At 38.2% G+C, this 22,133-nt stretch carries 21 protein-coding genes and 1 pseudogene; 15 read left to right on the top strand and 7 right to left on the bottom strand.

Annotated elements, in window-relative coordinates; translation table 11 throughout:
* The first annotated feature begins 64 nt into the window (after positions 1–64).
* From ggt to H5158_RS17485, 3 genes are all read left to right on the top strand, one after another.
* Positions 65–1,858, top strand: coding sequence for a gamma-glutamyltransferase (gene ggt, locus H5158_RS17495; RefSeq protein WP_182740525.1), 1,794 nt, complete (start codon positions 65–67; stop codon positions 1,856–1,858).
* Positions 1,859–2,019: 161 nt separating this feature from the next.
* Entirely contained in the window at positions 2,020–3,714 is a 1,695-nt protein-coding gene (locus tag H5158_RS17490; RefSeq protein WP_182718850.1) for an NAD-dependent malic enzyme, read from the top strand.
* A 126-nt stretch (positions 3,715–3,840) separates the two neighbouring features.
* Positions 3,841–4,551 carry an SIMPL domain-containing protein gene (locus tag H5158_RS17485; protein WP_182740524.1) on the top strand — a complete coding sequence of 237 codons (711 nt, stop codon included), beginning with the start codon at positions 3,841–3,843 and terminating at the stop codon, positions 4,549–4,551.
* An 8-nt stretch (positions 4,552–4,559) separates the two neighbouring features.
* On the opposite strand, the gene H5158_RS17480 is transcribed toward H5158_RS17485, so the two are convergent.
* Positions 4,560–5,909: a DUF2254 domain-containing protein gene (locus H5158_RS17480; protein ID WP_182740523.1), complete on the bottom strand. Its 1,350-nt coding sequence runs from the start codon at positions 5,907–5,909 to the stop codon at positions 4,560–4,562.
* Between the two features lie 363 nt (positions 5,910–6,272).
* On the opposite strand from H5158_RS17480, the gene H5158_RS17475 reads away from it, so the two are divergent.
* The 3 genes from H5158_RS17475 (at position 6,273) to H5158_RS17465 (ending at position 7,954) form a co-directional block, all read left to right on the top strand.
* Complete coding sequence (locus H5158_RS17475; RefSeq protein WP_182718847.1) at positions 6,273–6,647, top strand: MAPEG family protein; 375 nt, start codon at positions 6,273–6,275, stop codon at positions 6,645–6,647.
* Positions 6,648–7,280: a sulfotransferase family protein gene (locus tag H5158_RS17470; protein ID WP_182718846.1), complete on the top strand. Its 633-nt coding sequence runs from the start codon at positions 6,648–6,650 to the stop codon at positions 7,278–7,280.
* A gap of 101 nt (positions 7,281–7,381) precedes the next feature.
* Complete coding sequence (locus H5158_RS17465; RefSeq protein WP_149981156.1) at positions 7,382–7,954, top strand: tRNA-(ms[2]io[6]A)-hydroxylase; 573 nt, start codon at positions 7,382–7,384, stop codon at positions 7,952–7,954.
* A gap of 53 nt (positions 7,955–8,007) precedes the next feature.
* On the opposite strand, the pseudogene H5158_RS17460 reads toward H5158_RS17465, so the two are convergent.
* Positions 8,008–8,625, bottom strand: a pseudogene (locus tag H5158_RS17460) (metallophosphoesterase); the annotation flags it as partial.
* 793 nt (positions 8,626–9,418) lie between these two features.
* On the opposite strand from H5158_RS17460, the gene H5158_RS17455 reads away from it, so the two are divergent.
* From H5158_RS17455 to H5158_RS17435, 5 genes are all read left to right on the top strand, one after another.
* Positions 9,419–9,799 (top strand): response regulator, encoded by a 381-nt coding sequence (locus tag H5158_RS17455; protein WP_145233960.1) that lies wholly within the window; start codon positions 9,419–9,421, stop codon positions 9,797–9,799.
* A 27-nt stretch (positions 9,800–9,826) separates the two neighbouring features.
* A complete protein-coding gene (locus H5158_RS17450; protein ID WP_182740522.1) occupies positions 9,827–10,732 on the top strand; it encodes a MoxR family ATPase in 906 nt (301 codons plus the stop codon).
* Between the two features lie 168 nt (positions 10,733–10,900).
* Positions 10,901–11,728 (top strand): DUF58 domain-containing protein, encoded by an 828-nt coding sequence (locus H5158_RS17445; RefSeq protein ID WP_182718843.1) that lies wholly within the window; start codon positions 10,901–10,903, stop codon positions 11,726–11,728.
* A complete protein-coding gene (locus H5158_RS17440; protein ID WP_182740521.1) occupies positions 11,715–13,712 on the top strand; it encodes a DUF3488 and transglutaminase-like domain-containing protein in 1,998 nt (665 codons plus the stop codon). Before H5158_RS17445 ends, H5158_RS17440 begins: the two co-directional genes overlap by 14 nt.
* The gene (locus tag H5158_RS17435; protein ID WP_182740520.1) at positions 13,709–15,031 is read left to right on the top strand and encodes a Na+/H+ antiporter family protein; all 1,323 of its coding nucleotides are present in this window, start codon (positions 13,709–13,711) and stop codon (positions 15,029–15,031) included. The genes H5158_RS17440 and H5158_RS17435 overlap by 4 nt, the downstream gene beginning before the upstream one ends.
* 174 nt (positions 15,032–15,205) lie before the next feature.
* On the opposite strand, the gene H5158_RS17430 is transcribed toward H5158_RS17435, so the two are convergent.
* The 3 genes from H5158_RS17430 to H5158_RS17420 are packed head-to-tail and all read right to left on the bottom strand — an operon-like array spanning position 15,206 to position 17,308.
* Positions 15,206–15,637 carry an acyl-CoA thioesterase gene (locus tag H5158_RS17430; protein WP_064666260.1) on the bottom strand — a complete coding sequence of 144 codons (432 nt, stop codon included), beginning with the start codon at positions 15,635–15,637 and terminating at the stop codon, positions 15,206–15,208.
* Positions 15,638–15,642: 5 nt separating this feature from the next.
* Entirely contained in the window at positions 15,643–16,458 is an 816-nt protein-coding gene (locus H5158_RS17425; protein ID WP_182718841.1) for a M23 family metallopeptidase, read from the bottom strand.
* Entirely contained in the window at positions 16,451–17,308 is an 858-nt protein-coding gene (locus H5158_RS17420) for a 6-carboxytetrahydropterin synthase (RefSeq protein WP_149981106.1), read from the bottom strand. The genes H5158_RS17425 and H5158_RS17420 overlap by 8 nt, the downstream gene beginning before the upstream one ends.
* 204 nt (positions 17,309–17,512) lie before the next feature.
* On the opposite strand from H5158_RS17420, the gene fabA reads away from it, so the two are divergent.
* The gene (gene fabA, locus H5158_RS17415) at positions 17,513–18,028 is read left to right on the top strand and encodes a bifunctional 3-hydroxydecanoyl-ACP dehydratase/trans-2-decenoyl-ACP isomerase (protein ID WP_182718839.1); all 516 of its coding nucleotides are present in this window, start codon (positions 17,513–17,515) and stop codon (positions 18,026–18,028) included.
* 80 nt (positions 18,029–18,108) lie between these two features.
* On the opposite strand, the gene rmf is transcribed toward fabA, so the two are convergent.
* Complete coding sequence (gene rmf / locus H5158_RS17410) at positions 18,109–18,279, bottom strand: ribosome modulation factor (protein WP_016707188.1); 171 nt, start codon at positions 18,277–18,279, stop codon at positions 18,109–18,111.
* A gap of 729 nt (positions 18,280–19,008) precedes the next feature.
* On the opposite strand from rmf, the gene H5158_RS17405 reads away from it, so the two are divergent.
* Together H5158_RS17405 and H5158_RS17400 are read left to right on the top strand one after the other, a co-directional pair.
* Positions 19,009–19,644, top strand: a complete 636-nt coding sequence (locus tag H5158_RS17405) for a TetR/AcrR family transcriptional regulator (RefSeq protein ID WP_182718837.1) — start codon at positions 19,009–19,011, stop codon at positions 19,642–19,644.
* A 63-nt stretch (positions 19,645–19,707) separates the two neighbouring features.
* Positions 19,708–20,700, top strand: coding sequence for an MDR family oxidoreductase (locus tag H5158_RS17400; RefSeq protein ID WP_182740519.1), 993 nt, complete (start codon positions 19,708–19,710; stop codon positions 20,698–20,700).
* Positions 20,701–20,912: 212 nt separating this feature from the next.
* Here H5158_RS17400 and H5158_RS17395 read toward each other — a convergent pair whose 3' ends face one another.
* Complete coding sequence (locus H5158_RS17395) at positions 20,913–21,479, bottom strand: hypothetical protein (RefSeq protein ID WP_149981103.1); 567 nt, start codon at positions 21,477–21,479, stop codon at positions 20,913–20,915.
* A 189-nt stretch (positions 21,480–21,668) separates the two neighbouring features.
* Between H5158_RS17395 and H5158_RS17390 the strand changes: the two genes are divergently transcribed.
* Positions 21,669–22,085: a VF530 family DNA-binding protein gene (locus H5158_RS17390; RefSeq protein WP_145233938.1), complete on the top strand. Its 417-nt coding sequence runs from the start codon at positions 21,669–21,671 to the stop codon at positions 22,083–22,085.
* The last annotated feature ends 48 nt before the right edge of the window (positions 22,086–22,133 follow it).

The raw sequence follows: 22,133 nt of genomic DNA, 5'->3' as shown, positions 1-22,133 counted from the left end.
TTTTGCATATTGTGCCCGTTTAACTTTAAGATGCCAAACATCTCAATGCAATTAAGGTCTTTTTATGTTTTTACCTTTTAAAACCAGCGTCGTCTTTAGTTTTACTCTTTTTACTTTACCGGTTTTAGCCACTCAAACACCACGGGAAGTACGCGAGCCAGAAGCCGCCACTGGCCATCAACTTAAGCAACATGTCACTGGTCAGCAGTATATGGTTGCTGCGGCAAACCCCTATGCTGCTAAAGCAGGACAAACCATACTCGCTAAGGGCGGCAGTGCAGTCGATGCTGCCATTGCAACGCAATTAGTCTTGACCTTGGTCGAGCCGCAATCATCAGGAATTGGTGGTGGGACTTTTATGCTGCATTTTGACAAAGGTCATAATAAGCTAACCAGCTTTGATGGCCGCGAAACAGCGCCAAGTAATGCTGACGAAACATTGTTTTTAGATGAAAAAGGTAACGCGGCACCTTGGATTGAAGCAGTGGTTGGCGGCCGTTCAGTGGGTGTACCTGGTTTATTGCATGCCTTTGCTAAAGCGCATCAACAATATGGCAAACTTGCATGGGCGGAGCTGTTTAAACCAGCCATAGAACTTGCTGAACAAGGATTTGTAGTATCGCCGCGTTTACACGCTTTATTAGCCAAACAAATAAACCCTGGGGTGACAACACTTCCGGTGATCCGTGATTATTTTTTTCCAGATGGTAAACCGCTTGCTGTTGGTACTGTTAAAACGAACCAACCACTTGCTGAAGTTTACAAAAAAATCGCCAGTAAAGGCATTGATGCTTTTTATAAAGGCGATAACGCTAAGCAAATGGTTGCTGCGGTCACTCATTCTATTGTTGCGCCAGGCACTTTAGCATTAACCGATCTAGCTAATTATCAAAGTAAACAACGTGACGCAGTTTGCACCCCGTACCATAGCTATAAAGTATGTTCTATGGCACCACCGAGCAGTGGCGGAGTCGCGGTGTTACAAATTCTCGCTTTGCTTGAAGATAAGAACATGGGTCAATTTAAAGCTAATTCGGCACAAGCCCTGCATTATTTTAGCCAAGCATCGCGACTCGCTTTTGCGGATCGTAATGTGTATATGGGCGACCCTGATTTTGCAGATATTCCTACTAATGAGCTACTCGATAAACGCTATATCGAGCAACGAACAAAATTAATAAGTGAGCGAGATGAAAAAGCCTATGCAGGGCAGCCTCGTCCATTACTAAGTTACGCACAAGATGATGCGTATGAATTGCCATCTACTACCCATGTATCTATTGTTGACAGTGAAGGGAACGCGGTATCAATGACCAGCTCAATAGAAATGGCGTTTGGTTCAACGGTTATGGTGAACGGTTATATATTAAACAACCAATTAACCGACTTTGCCTTGTCGCCGCGAAAAAACGGCAAATTATTGGCCAACCGCGTTGAAGCAGGTAAACGTCCGCGCAGCTCAATGTCACCGGTGATGGTGTTTAATAACGATGGCAGTTTACGCTTAGTGGTCGGCTCACCTGGCGGTAGCCGAATTATCGACTATGTCGCGCAAGTAGTTATTGGCGTACTAGATTGGCAACTAACTGCTCAACAAGCCATTGACTTGCCAAGAATTACTAATCGTAATAATAATTACACTAGTATTGAAAAAGGCACCGCTATCGAGGCGATTATTCCTGATTTACAAAAGCGGGGTCATACAGTAAAAGTGGTCGATTTAAACTCTGGCTTGCATGCGGTTGAAGTCGTCAATGGCACTTTATTTGGTGCCGCAGATCCTCGCCGCGAAGGGATCGCTTTAAGTGAGCAAAGTATTGTTCTTAAAGAGCACGAAATGCCTGTGAATAAGCCTTAATTGACATCGTGATTTAATGTACAATCTACTTTTACGTGTGTGTTAAGCACACACGTCTTATTTTCTCCTAATGGTCTGACAAGATTGAATATCATTGCTTTTTAATATTCAACAGTAATAATGACAGATCGTAACTTAAAGACTTCGTTAAGCTTGGACTTATGACTACAAATACTGACCCAAATTATCTTTATATTCATCACTCAGGCCCTGGTCTGATCGAAACGCCACTCTTAAATAAAGGCAGTGCATTTACTCAAAAAGAGCGTGAAAGTTTCAACCTTGCGGGATTACTGCCTCCACGCTATGAAACGATTGAAGAGCAGGTTGAACGTTGTTATCAACAATATTCAAGTTTTAAAGACAACCTAAATAAACACATTTATTTACGCGCCATCCAAGATAACAACGAAACACTTTACTACCGTTTAGTGCGTGACCATCTTGAAGAAATGTTGCCTATTATTTACACCCCAACCGTGGGTGATGCCTGTGAAAAATTCTCAGATATTTATCGTAGCGCGCGCGGTTTATTTATCTCTTATGAAGATCGTTATCAAATCGATGATATTTTACGTAATGCGACCAAAGGCAAAGTAAAAGTTATCGTTGTTACCGATGGTGAACGTATTCTTGGTTTAGGCGACCAAGGTATTGGTGGCATGGGTATTCCAATTGGTAAACTATCACTTTATACCGCCTGTGGTGGCATAAGCCCAGCCTATACGCTACCGGTTATGCTTGATGTAGGAACGAATAACGAAAAGTTATTAAACGATCCTATGTATATGGGTGCTCGCCATAAACGTATTGCACAAGATGAATACGATGAATTTTTAGATCTATTTATTAAAGCCGTTAAGCGTCGTTGGCCAAATGTGTTATTACAATTTGAAGACTTTGCACAGCCTAATGCGATGCCTTTATTAAAACGCTACCGTGATGAAATTTGCAGTTTTAATGATGATATTCAAGGCACAGCAGCGGTTACAGTTGGTTCGTTGCTTGCTGCATGTCGTGTGAAGAATGAACAATTATCAGAACAAAAAGTAGTGTTTGTAGGCGCAGGCTCCGCAGGTTGTGGTATTGCCGAGCAAATCATTACGCAAATGGTGTCGGAAGGTATTTCTGACGAACAAGCTCGCAGCCAAGTTTTCATGGTTGATCGTTTTGGTTTGTTAACTCAAGGTATGGAAGGACTGCGCGACTTCCAGCAAGCACTTGCTCAACCTACAGATAAATTAGCTGATTGGACATACAGCGGTGAATACGCATCATTGCTAGATGTGATGCACTGCACAGCTCCTGATATTCTCATTGGTGTATCAGGGCAACCTGGTTTATTTACTGAGCAAGTTATTCGCGCCATGCATAATGGATGCGAACAGCCCGTTATTTTCCCGTTAAGTAATCCATCTAAGCAAGTTGAAGCACTGCCGGAAGATGTGATCAATTGGACACAAGGCAAAGCGATTGTTGCAACTGGCAGCCCATTTGCACCGGTTGTTTATGACGGTGAAACATTTGTAATTCCACAATGTAATAACAGCTATATTTTCCCAGGTATTGGTTTAGGTGTTATTGCAGCGAAAGCCACCCGTATTACTGATGCAATGCTCATGGTGTCGAGTGAAATATTGGCAGAATCATCACCTCGGGCTAATACCGGTAAAGGGAGTTTATTACCTGCACTAACAGAAATTGAAACACTGAGTAAACGTATTGCTTTTGGGGTGGCTAAAAAAGCCATCGAAGAGGGGGCAGCGCTTGAGATCAGCGATGATATGTTATGGGCGGCAATTGACAGAAATTACTGGTTACCAAAATACCGTAATTACAAACGTTGTAGTATCTAAGCGATCACTGCTGATTAACTAGTAAATTATCTAGAAACAGGCTTCGGCCTGTTTTTTTATGCTTGTTCATTTTAAATTAACCGCGTACGGTATCTAATAACGTTATTAAAATTATTAAGGATATGTATGCGTTATTTACCATTGTTAGCCGCGACTCTAAGTTTCAATGTATTTGCAGCCAGTACACCAGATGCCCCACACATTTATATTCAAGGCCAAGCGCAAATCTCCACTATTGCCGATAATGTAAAGTTAGGCGTTGCCATTGTTGAAGTTGATAAGGACTTGATGAGCGCTAAACAAAAAGCTGATCAAACTATGGCTAAAGCGATTAAATTAGCAAAGCAGCAGGGGATTGATGAAAAAAGTATTTATGGTTCACAGATCTCAATTAACCGAGAAAATCAATATAACCGTGAAACAGGTAAACAAGACTTTATTGGTTACCGAGTTAGTCGCACACTTTCACTCACACTGACGGATGTAACAAAATATCCATTACTGCTGCAAAGTTTAGTGAACGCAGGCATTAATGAAATAAATCAAACTGAGTTCACATCGAGTCGTTACGAGTCATTGCAAAAGAAAGTGCAAAAAATGGCAATTGCAGATGCAAAATCAGCGGCAAAAGAATTTGCAGCTGAATACGACGTAGAACTCAAAGGTTTGTATAGTGCTTCAAATGCCCCTATGAACGTATCAGCTCAACCTTACATGCGTGCTGAAAAAACCATGCTGTCAGACAGTAATTCAGGCAATTTCGTACCTGATGCCTATCATGCTGGCGAAATCACAATTTCAGCAGACAGTTATGCAATTTATTTAATTAAAAATTAACACTCAACTCATTGGTGGCGAAATTTCGCCACCAATTTATCTCCCATTTCAGGGGAGATCCTCGCGATAGCATTAAGCATATTAATTATTTGGTCGCGATCATACTGATTACTAATATTCTCATTTACATCATCGATAATAGCATCTAAATAAGTAAATAGACTCTGCGCTGCTTTACTGTTCTGGTGGGTTCTGAACAAAATGTTTTTGAACGCTTCGAGTACATTATTCATCACATAACCATCACTTTTTGCATAGTTGCGGATTGGCGTGAAGTTATCATGCAATAATTCATCAAATGATGTTTCATGGAAATATAACAGTGGCTGTTTATCATCACTATGTTTTAAAGAGTAATTAACGTTATATATGCTTAATCGATCAATGAGTAAAATACTGAGCATATCGATCGCCTTTACCGCAGTACCAGGATCGTTAATACCCGGGCTCATCGCTTTCACTGCAATCTCTGAAATCTGTGTCATTCCAAACCTATAATTGTCACTTACATATTCTTCGATATAAAAAATAAAGCAATTAAGTAGATCTTCAAGGAGTTGCACGTTATCAGATAAATCATGATTACATTTTAAAAACGGATAGCCTTCAACAGTAAAAAAACCCTGCTTAACTACAACATAAATTTTTATATCATGTTGTTGGCAAAGGGCACATAGTTTATCGCTATTCACGCCTTTAAAGTAACCTTCTGTTTTACTTGAAATACTCGACCAATCGTCAAAGTTAGGAAATACATCGATAGGGTTATCTTTTTGCATGCTAATAATCGATTTCAATTCATTTTTAGTATTCTTATATAAGTCGTTTAATACGTTATCGACTTGAATAGCCCTTGAAATTGAATGGATGAAAAATACAAAAAAGCCTAACGATATCAGGCCAAAAACAAGTGAAAAAAGTATGCCCAATGAAGGAATTCCTATTTCACCATTATCCATAGTACGGATGTTGATCAGCATAACGATTGAAAAAATAATACTGCCGAGATAAAAACCCAAAACAAGTTGATGTGATTTACGCGTTATAAGCCCCGGTAATACTCTTGGTGATAGACTTGCGCTGGCACTATTTAGTACCACCATAACCATAGAAAAACTAAAAACAGTTAGCGAAATAATACTACCCGTTAATGTACTTAGAATCGTTCGTGCATTTTCTTCGCTATCAACCAATAGTACCTCAAGCAGCGACTTAAGCTCCATAACAAAAGAGGTGTACTCTGTTGTGGTAACAAGTACTGCAAACAATAAAAATATCACCGATAATAACGATGGATAGAAACCAATACTACTGACTAATTCTCGGTAATTATCGGCAAATTTTCGCGGAGTAAACATATATGAACCCTAAGATGACTTAGTTGTTGCACCAACAACAGCTAGTTTATGCAGTAAGCTTAACAACAAACTTTGTTGCAGGTCTAATTATTAATAGTAACAGTGCCAATAGGAACGTATTTTTTGTCCGCTGCAGGTTTAAAATCTATAATATATGGGCTTCTAATCGCGGGCGGTAAGATGTTGTTACTTTATTTATATTTCATCATGATTAATCGGATAAATAGTAAACGCCATTGATACTGTACTGGTTGATTATCATTTGTTATTTAAATAACAATAGTTGTATAGTACTACCAATAATTAGGGAGACTTGGTAATACACAAGTTTTTATAAACACTTAGATAAAAATTAGGTTTATTGTGATTGTATCTTTATATGCTGCTTTATTAGCACTTTTTTATATTTATTTAACGATGAACGTAGTTAAAGTTCGTCGAGCTGAACGAATTTCACTTGGTGATGGTGGTAATCAACAACTGCAATGCGCCATGCGCGCGCATGGTAATTTTATTGAGTATGTTCCTCTTGCAATTATTTTATTGTTTTTAGTCGAGTATCAAGGTTTAGCCAGTCATTATTGCCACGCATTTGGGGCAGCATTACTGATAGGGCGCGTATTTCATAATTTGGGTATTGTCGATAAAAATCTCCGCTATCGCCAAATTGGCGCGCTAACAACCTTCTTAATAATAGTGTTAAATGCGTTTATCTTATTACTTACACGCCTTTATTAAATGTCAGAGAGAATCTTTATAATTGGCCTACCTCGTACGGGCACAACCAGTGTATGCCATGCATTTTTACAACTTGGTTTTAGTTGTGCCCATACAGCCTATACCAAGCAATGTTTTAACCAAGCGCAAGTGATCGCTGACACCCCAATTTTTAATGATTACGAATATTTAGATTCACTTTATCCAGGTGCTAAATTTATCTATTTAGAGCGAGAAGCAGATAAATGGCTGCCTTCAATTCGCCAATTATTACTGAGAATGCACACCAACTTGATGCGAGCGGATGGGGGGTTCAACCCTCATATTAAGCGTTGTTATCTGCATACCTTTGGCCGTTTTTCTGTTGATGAGTTACACAGTGATGCCTATTTGCAACAATGCTATGAGCAACACAAAAGTGCTGCGCATAACTATTTTGCTAAGCGAACAGCTGACTTTTTATCAATAGATATCGCCCATCCAAACAGTTTTAATCAGCTTTGTGATTTTTTGCAATTACAAACTGAACTGACAGAGTTTGAAAAAATGAATATTGGTGGCAAAGTAACAGCTTGGAATGCAGTAAAACATCCACTAAAAGTTGCTTCAACAGCAAATGGTAAAATCGATAAATATCTATACCCATCGTCTTGATAGGAAGTAACTACTCAAGGTGATTAAAAATTATTGCTGTAACAAGATTTTGTAGTTCAATTGCGTTAAAATCTCGCCATTAGTTTTTAGGTAAAATATTTATGTTCGAATTAAAATACCACACTCCATTTGCATGGACCGAAGCTGTGATGGCAGACTTTGACACCTTTTTACAAGATCATGCCGCTGCAGAAAAAAAAGCATCCGGTATGGCTATGTCGATGTTGTCGCATTATCCAGATCGCCGCAAGCTTGTAAAAGCAATGACAGATTTAGCACTGGAAGAAATGATCCACTTTAAACAAGTATTAAAGCTACTGCTTGATCGTGATGTTAACTTAGGCAACGACCAAAAAGATCCCTACGTGAAACAAATTCGCGCGATTTTTAGAAATGGCCGCGACGAGTTCTTAATGGATAGATTATTAGTCGGTGCCGTAATTGAGGCGAGGGGACACGAGCGTTTCTCTTTAGTTGCACAAGCATTACCAATCGGCAAAGAAAAAGATTTTTATGTGGCAATAGCTAAATCGGAAGAAAAACATAAGAACTTATTTGTCGAGCTGGCTTATGAATATTTTGATAAAAATGAGGTCGATGCACGATTAGAAGAAATTCTTATCGCTGAAGCTGAAATATGTAAAAACATTCCATTTACTGCAGCGCTGCATTAAACATATGGGCACTAGCTGGTAATTTTATTTATCTAGTGCCTAACTGTAAGTTACTAACTTATCAACGTTTTAAAATTTTTGATTAATTCACTTAACTCAACAATTGTAGGGCTCCCGCCTAAATAATTGGTATCAATATGGTACGTATTGTCGATCCAATATGGCTTAGCGGTTGCGTTATGTCCATGAATAGAGAACAGCACGCCAAGGTTTTGAACCAGTTTTTTACTCTGCGTTATTTGTCTATCCCATAATAAGTCACTGATCAGTTGAGCATTTACTTTCATAGGTTGCTGCCAATCCCAACATGTAGCTAAAGTATGCGACAAACCAATTTTTTCGCCTTGGTAGTTCAATAAAATTGATAGTGGGCATGATATTAATTTATTACAGGCATTTAGTAGGCTATTTTTATCACTATGTTTGTGCCATAGACCGCCATTTTTTATCCATAAGTCATACGCTTGTTGATCTTTAGCAAGTGCCTCGAGCATCATATGCTCATGGTTACCCAAGACCATATAGACACCCAACTGTGAAAAGGTATCTAACAACTTTAAACTATCATTGCCACGGTCGATAACATCACCTAATGAAATTAGTACATCAGCGTGCGGATCAAAACTTACTGAATGGATGGCTTGTAGAAATTTATTATAATCAGCATCTAAATCACCAACACACGTTTATCAGCCGGAATATCAATAACTTTATTAGGGGACGCATACCGTATTTTATTCGTGCTAATTCCCATCAAAACAAATTACTCCTGTGATTTTACTAATTCTTCATACGCTAACATTGTAGCTATGTAAGCTAAAACAATTTATAAATAAGCGAAGTGTTTACTGGTCATAAATAATCAAGCCGTAGTTCACGCTTAAAAAGTCGCTACCAGATAGTCAGCAATAAAAAACGCATCTTACGCTAGGGCACTTGCCTGTGAATATACTAAACGAGCTGTCACGTACAATTGAGCAAATACACGAACGAATGATCGTAGAGCTAGGACCATAGTTCAACCATATAGTTGTGTGTAAATGAGCAATGCTCAAAGTCAGCTAATATAAAACAGATTTAAAGTGCGCTTAGAATCAAAGTTAAACGACCAGCCTTAACAATTAGTTATGTGTGAGTTAGGTATTTGAAATTGATGTAACTGATTTAATCTAAATTTGCATGCAAGTAGGGAAAATAGCGTTTATTTATCACGGTAATTAGGTTGTTACTTATAAAACTCACTCTATTTAACATAATATAAATTATAGGTTATTAAATAAATTACTGTGAACCTCTGCAAATACACCACTAGAACCACCACTAAGTCCAATACTAGACGGTATCGGACTTAGTGGTGGTTTATTTCAATAATACAGTTTAATTCGAGTATCTTTCTTGAGCTTCATTATCGCTTAGCATAGTATTAAAAATACAATTTAAGCTGTATCACAAGAAATAAACAATATGGAATTTGTGCGCCCGTTAGAACCAATCCTAATAATTGATGATGTTCAAGATATACGTGACTACTTAAATCAGATCTTAACTGAGTTAGGTTTTGAAGATATTCTTGAAAGCAGAGATTTTGAATCGGCTAAAACGTTGATTGATGAAAAATCCCCGAATGTTATCTTTCTCGATATTGAACTGCCCGATACCGATGGTACAGAAATTCTTGAATACTTAAATGACAATTACCCACATACACATGTTGTCATGTGCTCTGGCCATAACAGCCTCGAAAATGTTCAAAATACTTGGGAACTAGGTGCTAAAGGTTTTATTGCAAAACCATTTAATGCTAAAAAAGTTGATACGGTCATGAAACGCCTCGAACTCATTTAATGTAATTTATCAACCTACAAGGTTACTATGAAACAGTCCGTACAAGCGATCATTGATGATTTATCTCAGGTTATTTTTGGCAAACAGCAACAAATAAAACTCGCGTTAACCTGCTTATTTAGCCAAGGTCATTTATTAATTGAAGATTTGCCAGGTATGGGTAAAACCACTTTATCGCATGCACTTGCTGCGGTATTAGGTTTATCATATCAACGAGTGCAATTTACCAGTGATTTATTACCCTCAGACATACTGGGCTCAAGTATTTTTAATGCCAATGAGCATAAATTTACTTTTCATAAAGGGCCTATCTTCAGTCAAGTTGTTTTAGCGGACGAAATAAATCGCGCAGGTCCAAAAACACAAAGCGCTTTATTAGAGGCAATGGAAGAAAACCAAGTTACTATGGATGGTGATAAACATGCCCTACCAACACCATTTTTTGTTATAGCAACTCAAAACCCTTTATATCAATCAGGTACTTATCCTTTACCTGAATCTCAATTAGACCGTTTTTTTATTCGTATTAGTTTGGGTTTTCCACCTAAAGAAGCTGAACGTAAACTCATTTTAGGCCAACATAATCGTGATTATGCACACTTACCTGTACGTATCGATACACAACAATTAATTGAAATACAAAATAAAGTAAGTGCTGTTATGTTAAGTGAACCGGTTGTTGATTATATTTTGGCGCTTGTATCTGCTACCCGAAATAACAGCCAATTTGCTAATGCGTTATCTCCACGGGCCAGTATTGCAGTTGGCAAAGCCGCGAAAGCATGGGCGTTTATTGATGGTCGTGACTTTGTTACCCCTGATGATGTGCAAACTATTTTTGCTAGTGTTAGCGAACATCGTTTAGGTCTGCAGCATGATGTTAGCTCACAACAGATCAAACAATTAATAAATACTGTTGATGTGCCACTTTAAGGTATGAACAATAAAACAGGAAAGCGCCCTACTTTTTGGTTTCAGTTTAAAGCTAAGGTTTTCAAGCTATTACTAAGAAATAAACATAATACCGAACATCTTACCTTAACGCATAACACAATATATGTTTTGCCATCAAAATTGGGCGTGAGCTTTTTAGTGGTTACTATGCTTAATTTTATATTAGGCATTAATTATCAGAATAATCTGATTTTAGCGATGGCTTATTTAATGCTTGTCGTAATGATATTTTCGCTACTTATGGGTTATAGCAATCTTAAAGGATTAAAAATTGATTATAAAAATCATATAGCTAGCTATGCTCCCTGCTCTGCATTATTAGAGCTGCAACTAAAAACCGAAAAAAAATGTCAATCATTGCAGTTTATTTATGAAAATAAAACCCTCACAACCGTTGATGAAATAACCAGTCAAAAGCAAATAGTTAATTTAGATTTAGGATTAAAAGAACGTGGTGAATACCCCTTGCGCCGATTAAAAATAATCAGCAAGTACCCGTTTGGATTAGTATCGGTATGGAGCTACATGCAATTAGCACATACGGTATTTGTCTACCCGCAACAACTCAAACCATTGCATGAAGCTAGTTTGCAAAATAACCACAACACTGATGATGGCCTGCATAAAAACAGCCATGGTAGTGATGAATTTGATGGTTTAAATATTCATCAAACTGGTATGAATATGAAACGAATATCATGGAAACATTACGCAAAAACTCAGCAATTAATGGTAAAAGAGTTTGTAAATTATTCAGCCCAAAGTGTTGTTTTTGATTTTAATCAGTTACAAGGAAATACCGAATCCCGCCTACAACAATTAAGCTATTTAGTAACTCAGGCTTACTCACAAGGCGTTAGTTATGGCCTGCAATTAGAAGCAGGACTATACGCGATCAGTGATACCAAAGAACATTGTAAACAGTGTTTAGAAGCACTAAGCCGTTTTGCAAAGGATGAAAATGAAAGTCACTGATAATTTAACCGCGATCAATTTGTCGTTATCTATTGTTTATATTTTAGTGCTGAGTTTTATTTTTACTGAGTTACCTCCTCTATTTAATACATTATTAGCTAGTTTGTGTATTTGGAATCTAGCCGTTACCTTATTGAAAAGAAATAAACCCACTGCCATATTAGCAAATACTTTGGCCGGTTTGAGTCTATTGATCTTGTTTTATGACGTAGGTTTTAGCGATACGGTGACTTTATTTGTTGCGATGCTGATCCTCTCTAGCTTATTTAAATTACTGCAAGCCAATACAAAAAAGCATTATCAAACTATCATTTTGTTAAGTTTTTTTAGTCTCTCAACAGTATATCTATTTTCTCAGAGCTTATTTGCTACGCTAGTAATTAGCATGCTATATATTTTAAATTTTGCGCTTTTAGCGCTGATTGAATCTAAACATAGTTTAAAAATTGCAGCTAAAGACAGCTGCAAACTTTTGTTGCTAGCACTACCTTTAGCGATATTTTTATTATTATTGTTACCGAAACTTCCCGCATTTTGGCAATTACCGGGGCCAAAACTCGCTAAAACCGGTTTGTCAGAAAGTGTTGATCCATTTGATATAGCCAAACTGTCTAATTCAGATGAGTTAGTATTTCGAGCTAAATTTGATCAGCAAAAGCCATCTTCCCCCTATTACTGGCGAGCGATTATACATGATGAGTTTGATGGTAAACGCTGGTTAATATCGGACATTTTAAAAAGCCAGCAAGTAATTGACCAAATCACCTCAGCTGAACGTGGTGAACCATTATATAGTTATCAAATTTTTGCAGAGCCTGGCGCTAAGCCTTGGCTTTATGGTTTACAGTTTGCCGACTCGGCCCATCAAGATGTAAAAACAACCAGCAATGGATTACTGCTGCGGAAACGTTTTTTAGCTAATAGTATCAGCTATACAGCCCAGAGTTATGCTTTTAGCTTGGCTGAACTCTCTCGCTCTGCACACTATCAAAACGTGCAGCTTAGTTTATTAGCTAAAGAGACTAATTTACAGTCGCAGTCTTTAGCTAAACGTCTGTATGAACAACATAATAACGATGATCAGGCTTTTTATTTAGCACTGTATGACTACTTTGCCAATAATAACTTTAGCTATACCTTAACGCCGGATCCAATTACCGGTAACAACACCCTTGACCAGTTTTTATTTGCTAATAAACGTGGTTTTTGTGGCCATTATGCCAGCACGGCTGCATTTATGTTTAGAAGTGTTGGTATTCCTGCCCGCGTTGTTTCGGGGTACTTAGGTGGTGAGTATAATCAACAAAATAGTTATATGAGCATCTATCAATATGATGCCCATGCATGGGTTGAAGTATTTATAAAAAATAAAGGTTGGCAAATTTTTGATGCAACTGCGGTTGTTTCACCTGAACGATTAAACGGATCTTTATCACAGCACTTGCAGCTTAATAGCGAATTTACTAGCAACTTGAGTTTTGGCTTATTACGATTGAGTAATATTGCTGGTATTAACTGGTTAAGGCTTAAGCTTGAAAATCTTGATTACCAATGGACAAATTGGGTGTTAGGTTTTGACCAGCAAAAGCAATCTTCCCTGCTAAAAGAATTATTCGGTAATAAACAGTTTTGGCAAATTTCACTGATCGTGATAGCAACCGTATGTTTAGCCTTTATTTGTTACTTTGTGTATTTGTCTTGGCCTAAAAAGCCAGAATCGCCAGCGCATTCACTCGCAAAAGACTACCTTACTGTTGTGCGTTGGTGTAATAAGCAAGGTATTTCTGCACCGTCAAATCAAACGCCGCTGCAATTTTTAGCATATGCAGCTCAACAGCTGCCTAACAAGCGGACATATATCATGCAATTTGCGCAATTATACTCCGATGTGCGTTATCGCCAGCTAATATTTAGCGCTTATCGTAAAAAACACAGTAAAAATCTGGTAAAATTAATTAAAACAACAACTAAGAGAACTCTATGAATGCAGTCGTGATTGGCGTTATTTTAATGCTTGGCCTTACTTTAGCCCGCGTTAATGTAATTGTTGCTATGACTTTAAGTGCTTTAGTCGCCGGTTTAACCGCCGGACTTAGCTTAAACGATACCCTAAACGCATTTAACGCAGGCCTCTCTGGCGGAGCTGAGATCGCTCTAAGCTATGCAATGCTAGGCGCATTCGCTGTTGCGATTTCAAAATCAGGCTTAACGCGCATTTTAGCTGCAAAACTACTCGCTAAAGTAAATAACAATAGTAGTAATAGCGAAACGAATTTAAGCTATTTTATTTTACTGATAATTTTAGTGTGTGCAATTTCATCGCAGAACCTAGTCCCAGTTCATATAGCTTTTATACCAATTTTGATACCCCCGCTACTGGTTATATTTAATAAACTAAGGTTAGATCGACGTGCTATTGCCTGTATTTTAACGTTTGGTCTAGCAACCTCATATATGGTTTTACCCTATGGCTTTGGTGGAATTTATTTATACTCGATTTTACATAAAAACTTAGTGGAAAATGGCTTAGATATCATTAATACCCAAGTACCTATGGCGATGATCATTCCTGCCTGTGGCATGTTAGTTGGGTTAATTGTAGCTGTGTTTATCAGTTATAGAAAACGTCGGGATTATCAGCATGATGAACATCAAGAGCACGCAACTAATGTGGTTGTAGAACAACCTAAAAAAGTATTGTTAGTCGGTATTACAGCGGTATTAGCCTCTTTAGCAGCACAAAATGTCAGTGGTTCAATGATTTTAGGTGGCTTAGTTGGGGTGATGATTTTTAGTTTGTTTGGCGTAGTTAAGTGGGAGCAAAATAGCGACGTATTTAGCAAAGGCGTAGCAATGATGGCAATGATTGGATTTATCATGATCTCAGCTCAAGGGTTTGCCTCTGTAATGAAAGCGACAGGCGATGTGACTAGCTTAGTACAAAGCGCCGCATTGATTATTGATGGCAACAAACCTTTGGCAGCTGCACTAATTTTATTAGTTGGTTTAATGATCACCATGGGGATTGGCAGCTCATTTTCCACAGTGCCAATAATAGCAACCTTGTTTGTGCCACTGTGCTTAGAGCTTAACTTTTCAATGATGGCAACCGCAGCTTTAGTGGGAACCGCAGGTGCTTTAGGCGATGCTGGTTCCCCTGCTTCCGATTCAACCTTAGGACCAACTTCCGGCTTAAACGCTGACGGTCAGCATGATCATATCTGGGATTCAGTTGTGCCTACTTTTATCCACTTTAATATTCCATTACTAATATTTGGCTGGATAGCCGCTATGGTGCTTTAATACCTTGAATGTGAGTAACCAAGCAGAGAATAGATTAAGACCCCTACTTGGTTACTCAATTATTGTTTTAACGCAGATGCTAAAGATATATAACAGTGCAAAATAGTATGATGTGTTCTTTTTATAAAGCAAAGAAAGCACCATAAAAGTGCTTTCTTAACTTAACAACTCGGTTTAAAAACCATAAATCATCTTATCGCATACAACCGGCGTAGGTCTGTGATTGTCATCGACCGCAACGAATGTAAAACTCCCAGTAATTGCCGAGTGTTTATCATCCCTGTGCATTGTTTCTAAGAATATTTCAACGTCTACTCTTAAACTTGTATTGCCTACATGCACAACTTTTGAGATCAATTCAGCGAAGGTTCCAGCTGGAATAGCTTCTTTAAAATCAACTCTATCTGATGAAATGGTTACCAATGGTTTACGGCAAAAGCGCGTTGCAGCAATAAATGCAACTTCGTCCATCCATGCCAATGCATCACCACCAAACAAGGTATTGTGGTGATTAGTGCGCCCAGGAAATACTGTTTTTGTGACCGAAGTCGTTGAGTCTTTAATACGCTGAGCAATTATTTCTTCACGGTTTACTTGAGTTGTCATGTTCTCTACTTTTGGTTTGCTAATTTATCTAACATCATAAGTGCAGGATCAAGGCGTTCGCCTTTCCAATTAAAACGCCAATCCAGATGAGGGCCAGTTACACGACCAGTCGCACCAATTTCAGCTATTTTATCACCGCGTTTAATGGTATCCCCTACTTTTACATCAAGCTTACTTAAGTGTATGTAGGTAGACGTGACACTGTGGCCATGATCTAAAATTAAAGTTCCACCAGAGTAATAAAGGTCGTTATCAGCAAAAACAACGGTACCACTGACAGGCGCATAAACAGGGCTGCCTGTTTTGTTGGCTATATCTAAACCAAAATGTGGCCGACGAGGCTCACCATTAAAATAGCGTTGGCTACCATACACACCCGAAATACGCCCTTGTGCAGGTTTGTAAACTGGATCTAAAAAATACCTAAGCTCAGAGTCAACTTTTCGGGCATTTCTTACTGCCACAGCTTCGCGGCTGATACGGTCACTTACCGCTTTTGGCGGTGACACATATTTACTTGCCACTCCAGTAATTTTATCAATTTTATAATCACGTTTAGTGATCTCAATCGCTTGCTGATGTTTGACACCGTCTGCATCAACCCAGGCTAATTGATGGGTTAATTCAGCATCACGGCCAAAGCCAAATACAAACTCACCTTGTGCGGTGGTTTTTAATGCTTGGCCATTAAAAATAACTGACTTAACCCCATCAATTTGACCAGTCACTAACCCGCCTTGGGTTAAGTGACCTTTTAGCTCCACTGCATCAGCAAAAAAGCTCACAGTAGCAAATAACGAAACGGCTAATAATTTACGCATAACAAATGGACCCTTTGGCCACACCTTCGTATGCTGTGACTTTTACGTCATTGTCAGGATGCTGCGCTTTAACTTGCTCAGCAAGGTAACCTGCAATACATTCAACCGTAGTATCAATGGGTAAAATATCACACCGTTCTTTACTTATTGCCATTTCAAAATAGCCTTGTGCGGCGGTATAGGCAAAACAGAGGTCATTTTCTTTGGCGCTGATGTGCTGTAGCTGCGGCGCTTGAATTTGATCTTCTGCTGTAGCTAAATAAATATCTTGCCATTTATCAGCCCATTGCTTTTGTAATCGTGGCATTGCCATTCCATCAAGGGCAATACCAATTTGCGAACGGTGACCATGAATAATACGCTGGCAATTACCGTCGTGCTTTTTAAGGCCATGACTATAGTGATAATAAAAGCTCTTACTATGCTCTGGCTTTAACTCAATTTCGATTTTATCGATATTGCTTGGTAACTGCGGCATGATTGTAGCAATTAAAAATTCAATAACTGACTGCTCATTAATAACATCAGCATCAATTAAACAAAACGCTTGGTTTGGCGCGCTCATTGCTAAGTGGTGATCATCACCAAAAGTACAATCAAGTGTTGTGTAGTCACCATGGTTTTCAACTTGGCCGTTAATTTGGTTGCCAATGGCCAGCTTGTGATCAATACATTGGTCGATAATGCCTTTGATTTGCTTTTTAACTAAGCCAAAATCAAGCACCATAGACTCTTCATTTAACTTGCCATGCAAGGTTAAATCAACAATCCAGCTCTCGCCAACTGCGCCTCGTTTATTACACAAGTAAGAAAAATCAATTACGGTAAGTGCGTTAACAAAAAGGATCATAAACTTCCTTTATACTGGTTAAAAAATCACGGTAATTATAATGATTTTTGCTAGTAATTGCGCGATTTAATCGTGTAATTAGCATGTTCTTCACCTAAGCGGTGGTATTTCGTGCAAATAAATTATTTTTTTAACTGCTCCGAGTTGTTTAGCGTACAAGTGTACGCTAAAGTACGTGGCAATTTCTAAGCGATGAAAAGTGTTATGGAACCTAAAAATAGTTATACAAAAGAAGATTTGATCCTATGTGGTCAAGGTGAAATGTTTGGAGAAGGCAATTGTCGTCTACCAAGTGACAACATGTTAATGATGGACCGTATCGTCTCAATCACTGATGACGGTGGAGAGCATGGTAAGGGTGAAATCGTTGCTGAGCTTGATATTAACCCTGATCTTTGGTTTTTTGCTTGTCACTTTAAAGGTGATCCAGTCATGCCAGGTTGTCTTGGTTTAGATGCAATGTGGCAACTGGTTGGCTTTTTCCTTGGTTGGTCTGGTGGTCCTGGTCTTGGCCGTGCGCTAGGTGTAGGTGAAGTTAAATTTACTGGGCAAATTTTACCAACAGCAAAAAAAGTGACCTACCGTTTGACCATGAAGCGCGTTATTAAACGTAAATTATTCATGGGGATGGCTGATGGTACTGTTGAAGTAGATGGCCGCGTTATCTACGAAGCAAAAGATTTAAAAGTTGGTTTATTCCAAGATACTAGCGCGTTTTAATTTTGTAATTAAAACCCAGCTACAAAAACGCCGCTGTTTCATAAACAGCGGCGTTTTTGCTTTAATTCAATACTTAAAAATTAGGTTTTATACATATTGCGATTTTCTATCGCTTCGCGCCAACCGCCTAACCACTCTGATTTTGGGTCTACTTGTTGATAAGGGCATAGGTCTTTTGAACGGCCCGCGAGGCCTGCTTTAAAGCCTTGAGAATGAGCTCTTTCTAACCGATCTCTTTTCTGTCTCTTCATAGGTAAATCCTCACCTTTTATATTTATATATTTGTAGTGTTCGTGACATCTACATTTAATGAATAGTTAATAAAACTGTTAAATTCAAATCACAAAAGCAATTAAATAAATTGACTTTAACTAAGCTGCTGATGCAAAAATGAATTAACATATAAAAAAGTAAAGTGGTCGTACCATCTTCTGTGCGACCCATATATGTACAAAAAATTACGACTATCTAATCACTAACACGCAGTTTCCTGCTCTAATTGTGACTGCGGTTTATGGGTGAAGTTCCTATAAAAAATGTAATTATGACAAATTTATTTCAACTCATTAATAGTAAAGAAGTTTAATTTTTGAACTTATTTCAGACCACTTTACTGCGGCTTATTCACACTTAATTAGCCCACATTTCACGTACATTTTTAAATTGTTTAATAATTAATCCTTGCAACTATACCCAAACCACCTCAATATACAGAATTCAGCGTTTCACAGGGGCTTAGTATCAAGGCGTTACTTTGCAACAATGGCAGCCCCTTTTAAGAAGTAACAACGCTGAGAGTAAGTGCCTGTGAAACGCCCAACGGGTTGGTTTAAAAGCGATTTATACTGCGTTATTGATTTTAACAATAGAACCACTATTACTTGCAATCAATGCCTTGCCTAAATCGCTTTTAATTCCAACTGAAACTCGCATCTTGAGGTGGTTTGGGTATATTAATACGATCGGTCTAATATGTGTTTATGCTAAAAAACAGTCAAAATCCACCACGACGTGGTCGCCCACCAAAAGTTGCCCGCAGTAATGCCGACACCAAAGCGTTACTTATTGCTACGGGGGTAGAAACACTTACCGAGTTTGGCTTCAGTGCCACAGGACTTGATACTATTTTAAAAAAAGTAGGTGTTCCAAAAGGTTCTTTTTACCACTACTTTAATAATAAAGATGCCTACGGCTTAGCTGTTATAGACGCTTATAACGATTACTTTGTTGCTAAACTTATTCGCTATCTAGGGGCAAGCGATATCCCTCCTTTAGAGCGACTAATCAATTTCACCCAAAGTGCAGCAAGGGGTATGCAAAAGTACGATTTTAGTCGCGGTTGTCTAGTCGGTAATTTAAATCAGGAACTAAACCACCTCAGCGATGACTTTAAAAATAAACTATTAACCAGCTACGAGATTTGGCAACAACATGTGCAAGTTTGCTTGGCACAAGCTCAGCAGGAGCGTGTAATTGCAGCCAACGTGAATACCACACAAATGAGTGAATTTTTTTGGATTGGCTGGGAAGGTGCTGTAATGCGTGCCAAGCTAACTAAAAATACTCAGCCACTTATTTTATATACTGAAATGTTTTTACGTGCATTGCTTAGGTAACGGCTTAAGTAATTGCTCTTTATTCATAACAATTAAAAGACGATCGGTCTAAATGGAGTCCAGATGAACAATCAATTTAAAGCCATTGTTATAAATAATACTGACGATAAGTATACCGCGTCAGTACAAACACTAAATAATAGCGAATTACCCAATCTCCCTGTCAAACTAGATGTGCTTTACAGCACCCTAAATTATAAAGATGGTCTAGCTATTACAGGAAAAGGCCCCGTGGTGCGCTCATTTCCTATGGTGCCGGGTATTGATTTAGTGGGTAAAGTAACAGCCAGTGATTCTAGCGAGTTCGCTATTGATCAGTTGGTATTACTAAATGGCTTTGGTGTTGGCGAAAAATACTGGGGGGGTCTGGCTCAACAAGCCGCTGTTAATGGCAATTGGTTGCTCCCACTCCCAACGTCGTTAACACCTAAACAGGCCATGCAAATTGGTACTGCCGGTTACACCGCGATGCTCAGTATTATTGCGCTTGAAAAGCAAGGCATCACTCCCGAATCTGGTGATATTTTAGTTACGGGTGCAAACGGTGGTGTAGGTAGTTTTGCCGTCTATTTACTTAATCTACTAGGTTTTACCGTAGTTGCAGCAACAGGTCGTGTAGATCAAAGCGAACATTTAAAACAACTTGGCGCCTCTGAAGTGATCGATCGAAATGAGCTATCAAATCCAGGTAAGCCATTAGCAAAAGAACGTTTTGCTGCAGCCATTGATTCGGTTGGCAGTCATACCCTTGCTAATATTTGTGCTTCTTTAAAGTATGGCGGTGTAGTTACTGCTTGCGGTTTAGCACAAGGCATGGATTTTCCTGCATCCGTTGCGCCGTTTATTTTGCGTGGTATTTCATTAATCGGCATAGACAGTGTAATGCGTCCAAAGGTCGACCGCATCCAAGCATGGCAACGTCTAGGTGAGCTTGTTGAGCAGAGCTACTTAGATAAAATATCGACTGAAATTAATTTAGAGCAGGTTATTAACGCGGCTGATGAGCTGATGGCCGGAAATATCCGAGGCCGTGTAGTAGTAAATTGCCAACAGTAAAAATAAGTTCTACCAATCGTGTTAAGTTACTAAGTATTTATAGCGACATAGAAATGCAGTAATAACAAGGCAGGAATTTTGACATGTCGTTGTTCTACTTGAAAAATTACTGACGTAGTTAGCGCTTCATTTAGCCCGCTAGAATGGTTAAATATTTAACTCAATTGGTATTATTAAAGCTTCTTGTAAAAGAAGCTTTAATTTCTTCGTCATTACACGCCTAAAGCAGCAAGCTTTTCGTTTAATTCGTCTTTTGAAATTAAACTCATTTCATACTGTTTTTTAACTTTACGAATAGTGTCAAAATTATCAAGTTTTAATCGTGCTTTAGCTAATTTCTGTTCTTTTTCTGCTACAGAGATCACATCAAGTTTAACGGCTTTTTCAAGCTTCTCTTTTTCTTGATCGTATTCTTTTTGAAAAATTGCTTTTTCTTGAATGATGATTTGATCTTTTAGCTTTTTCTCAATTTCAATAGCTTCATCTTCAAGCTCAATTTTTTTCTCAAGTAACGGTTCAACACGGTTTAATGCTTCTTGCAAAGCACTTTCGATATTTTGTCCTTGGTTTTCTAGTAAATTTTCTACGTATTTTTTACCAATATCTTGATAACCAATATTTAGCTGCCCTTCTATTGAAGTGATCTCAGAGCGGATCGCCGATAACTTTGAGTTCTCTTTCATTGAGGTGCTCATATCAGAGCTTAGTTTAGACGTTGATTCGCTGATATTTGAACCAATAGTGGTAGCTTGTGTTTTAATTTTATTAAAAAGACCCATGTATATTATTCCTTAAATCTATCATCCAATGTTGTGGCGTCATGCCAATACTTATTAAAGCACACTAATATTACCGATAAACTAAACAAATGTAAATTACACAAGCAAACTGACTTGATATTCTTGTATCAAATTATCGTGATAAAAATTATAATTCTGAGATTAGATTTTAGAAAAAGAGTGTAAAACATGAGTAATGAAGATTTATTCGGCAATAACCCGCTACAAGGCGTTAAACTTGAGCAAGTTGTATCAGAGTTAGTTGATCAATATGGGTGGGAGCTTTTACATGCTTATCTACTGCTAAATTGTTTTAAAAACAACCCTGACATCAAATCTGCAGTTAAATTTTTGCGTAAAACCCAGTGGGCACAAGATAAAGTTGAAAACTTTTATCTTTATAGATTAAAAAATCTACCTAAACCCGATGATGTTCAATATGAACTACCACCACGTGACCGCGTTATTCCTGAAGATCATAAACCAGGTGAACCATGTGAGTTAAGTTTTAGTGACGCAAAACGTATTCAAGCGAAAAAAGAAGCCAAAGATCGTGCACGGACGCGCAAACAACGCTCAAATGCCAGTAATCCTTGGGGGAACTAAGTGCTAAGTGCTAAGTGCTAAGTGCTAAGTGCTAAGTGCTAAGTGCTA

Source organism: Pseudoalteromonas sp. SR45-6 (genome assembly GCF_014163545.1).
Classification (GTDB): domain Bacteria; phylum Pseudomonadota; class Gammaproteobacteria; order Enterobacterales; family Alteromonadaceae; genus Pseudoalteromonas; species Pseudoalteromonas rhizosphaerae.
This window is presented reverse-complemented; position numbering and strand designations above follow the sequence as displayed.

Coding starts and splice junctions, on each gene's coding strand:
- H5158_RS17485 (WP_182740524.1), top strand. CDS start 3,841: ATGCGTTATTTACCATTGTTAGCCGCGACTCTAAGTTTCAATGTATTT.
- H5158_RS17490 (WP_182718850.1), top strand. CDS start 2,020: ATGACTACAAATACTGACCCAAATTATCTTTATATTCATCACTCAGGC.
- H5158_RS17395 (WP_149981103.1), bottom strand. CDS start 21,479: ATGGGTCTTTTTAATAAAATTAAAACACAAGCTACCACTATTGGTTCA.
- rmf (WP_016707188.1), bottom strand. CDS start 18,279: ATGAAGAGACAGAAAAGAGATCGGTTAGAAAGAGCTCATTCTCAAGGC.
- H5158_RS17420 (WP_149981106.1), bottom strand. CDS start 17,308: ATGATCCTTTTTGTTAACGCACTTACCGTAATTGATTTTTCTTACTTG.
- H5158_RS17435 (WP_182740520.1), top strand. CDS start 13,709: ATGAATGCAGTCGTGATTGGCGTTATTTTAATGCTTGGCCTTACTTTA.
- H5158_RS17440 (WP_182740521.1), top strand. CDS start 11,715: ATGAAAGTCACTGATAATTTAACCGCGATCAATTTGTCGTTATCTATT.
- H5158_RS17450 (WP_182740522.1), top strand. CDS start 9,827: ATGAAACAGTCCGTACAAGCGATCATTGATGATTTATCTCAGGTTATT.
- H5158_RS17400 (WP_182740519.1), top strand. CDS start 19,708: ATGAACAATCAATTTAAAGCCATTGTTATAAATAATACTGACGATAAG.
- ggt (WP_182740525.1), top strand. CDS start 65: ATGTTTTTACCTTTTAAAACCAGCGTCGTCTTTAGTTTTACTCTTTTT.
- H5158_RS17445 (WP_182718843.1), top strand. CDS start 10,901: ATGCTTAATTTTATATTAGGCATTAATTATCAGAATAATCTGATTTTA.
- H5158_RS17390 (WP_145233938.1), top strand. CDS start 21,669: ATGAGTAATGAAGATTTATTCGGCAATAACCCGCTACAAGGCGTTAAA.
- H5158_RS17405 (WP_182718837.1), top strand. CDS start 19,009: ATGCTAAAAAACAGTCAAAATCCACCACGACGTGGTCGCCCACCAAAA.
- fabA (WP_182718839.1), top strand. CDS start 17,513: ATGGAACCTAAAAATAGTTATACAAAAGAAGATTTGATCCTATGTGGT.
- H5158_RS17455 (WP_145233960.1), top strand. CDS start 9,419: ATGGAATTTGTGCGCCCGTTAGAACCAATCCTAATAATTGATGATGTT.
- H5158_RS17470 (WP_182718846.1), top strand. CDS start 6,648: ATGTCAGAGAGAATCTTTATAATTGGCCTACCTCGTACGGGCACAACC.
- H5158_RS17465 (WP_149981156.1), top strand. CDS start 7,382: ATGTTCGAATTAAAATACCACACTCCATTTGCATGGACCGAAGCTGTG.
- H5158_RS17425 (WP_182718841.1), bottom strand. CDS start 16,458: ATGCGTAAATTATTAGCCGTTTCGTTATTTGCTACTGTGAGCTTTTTT.
- H5158_RS17430 (WP_064666260.1), bottom strand. CDS start 15,637: ATGACAACTCAAGTAAACCGTGAAGAAATAATTGCTCAGCGTATTAAA.
- H5158_RS17480 (WP_182740523.1), bottom strand. CDS start 5,909: ATGTTTACTCCGCGAAAATTTGCCGATAATTACCGAGAATTAGTCAGT.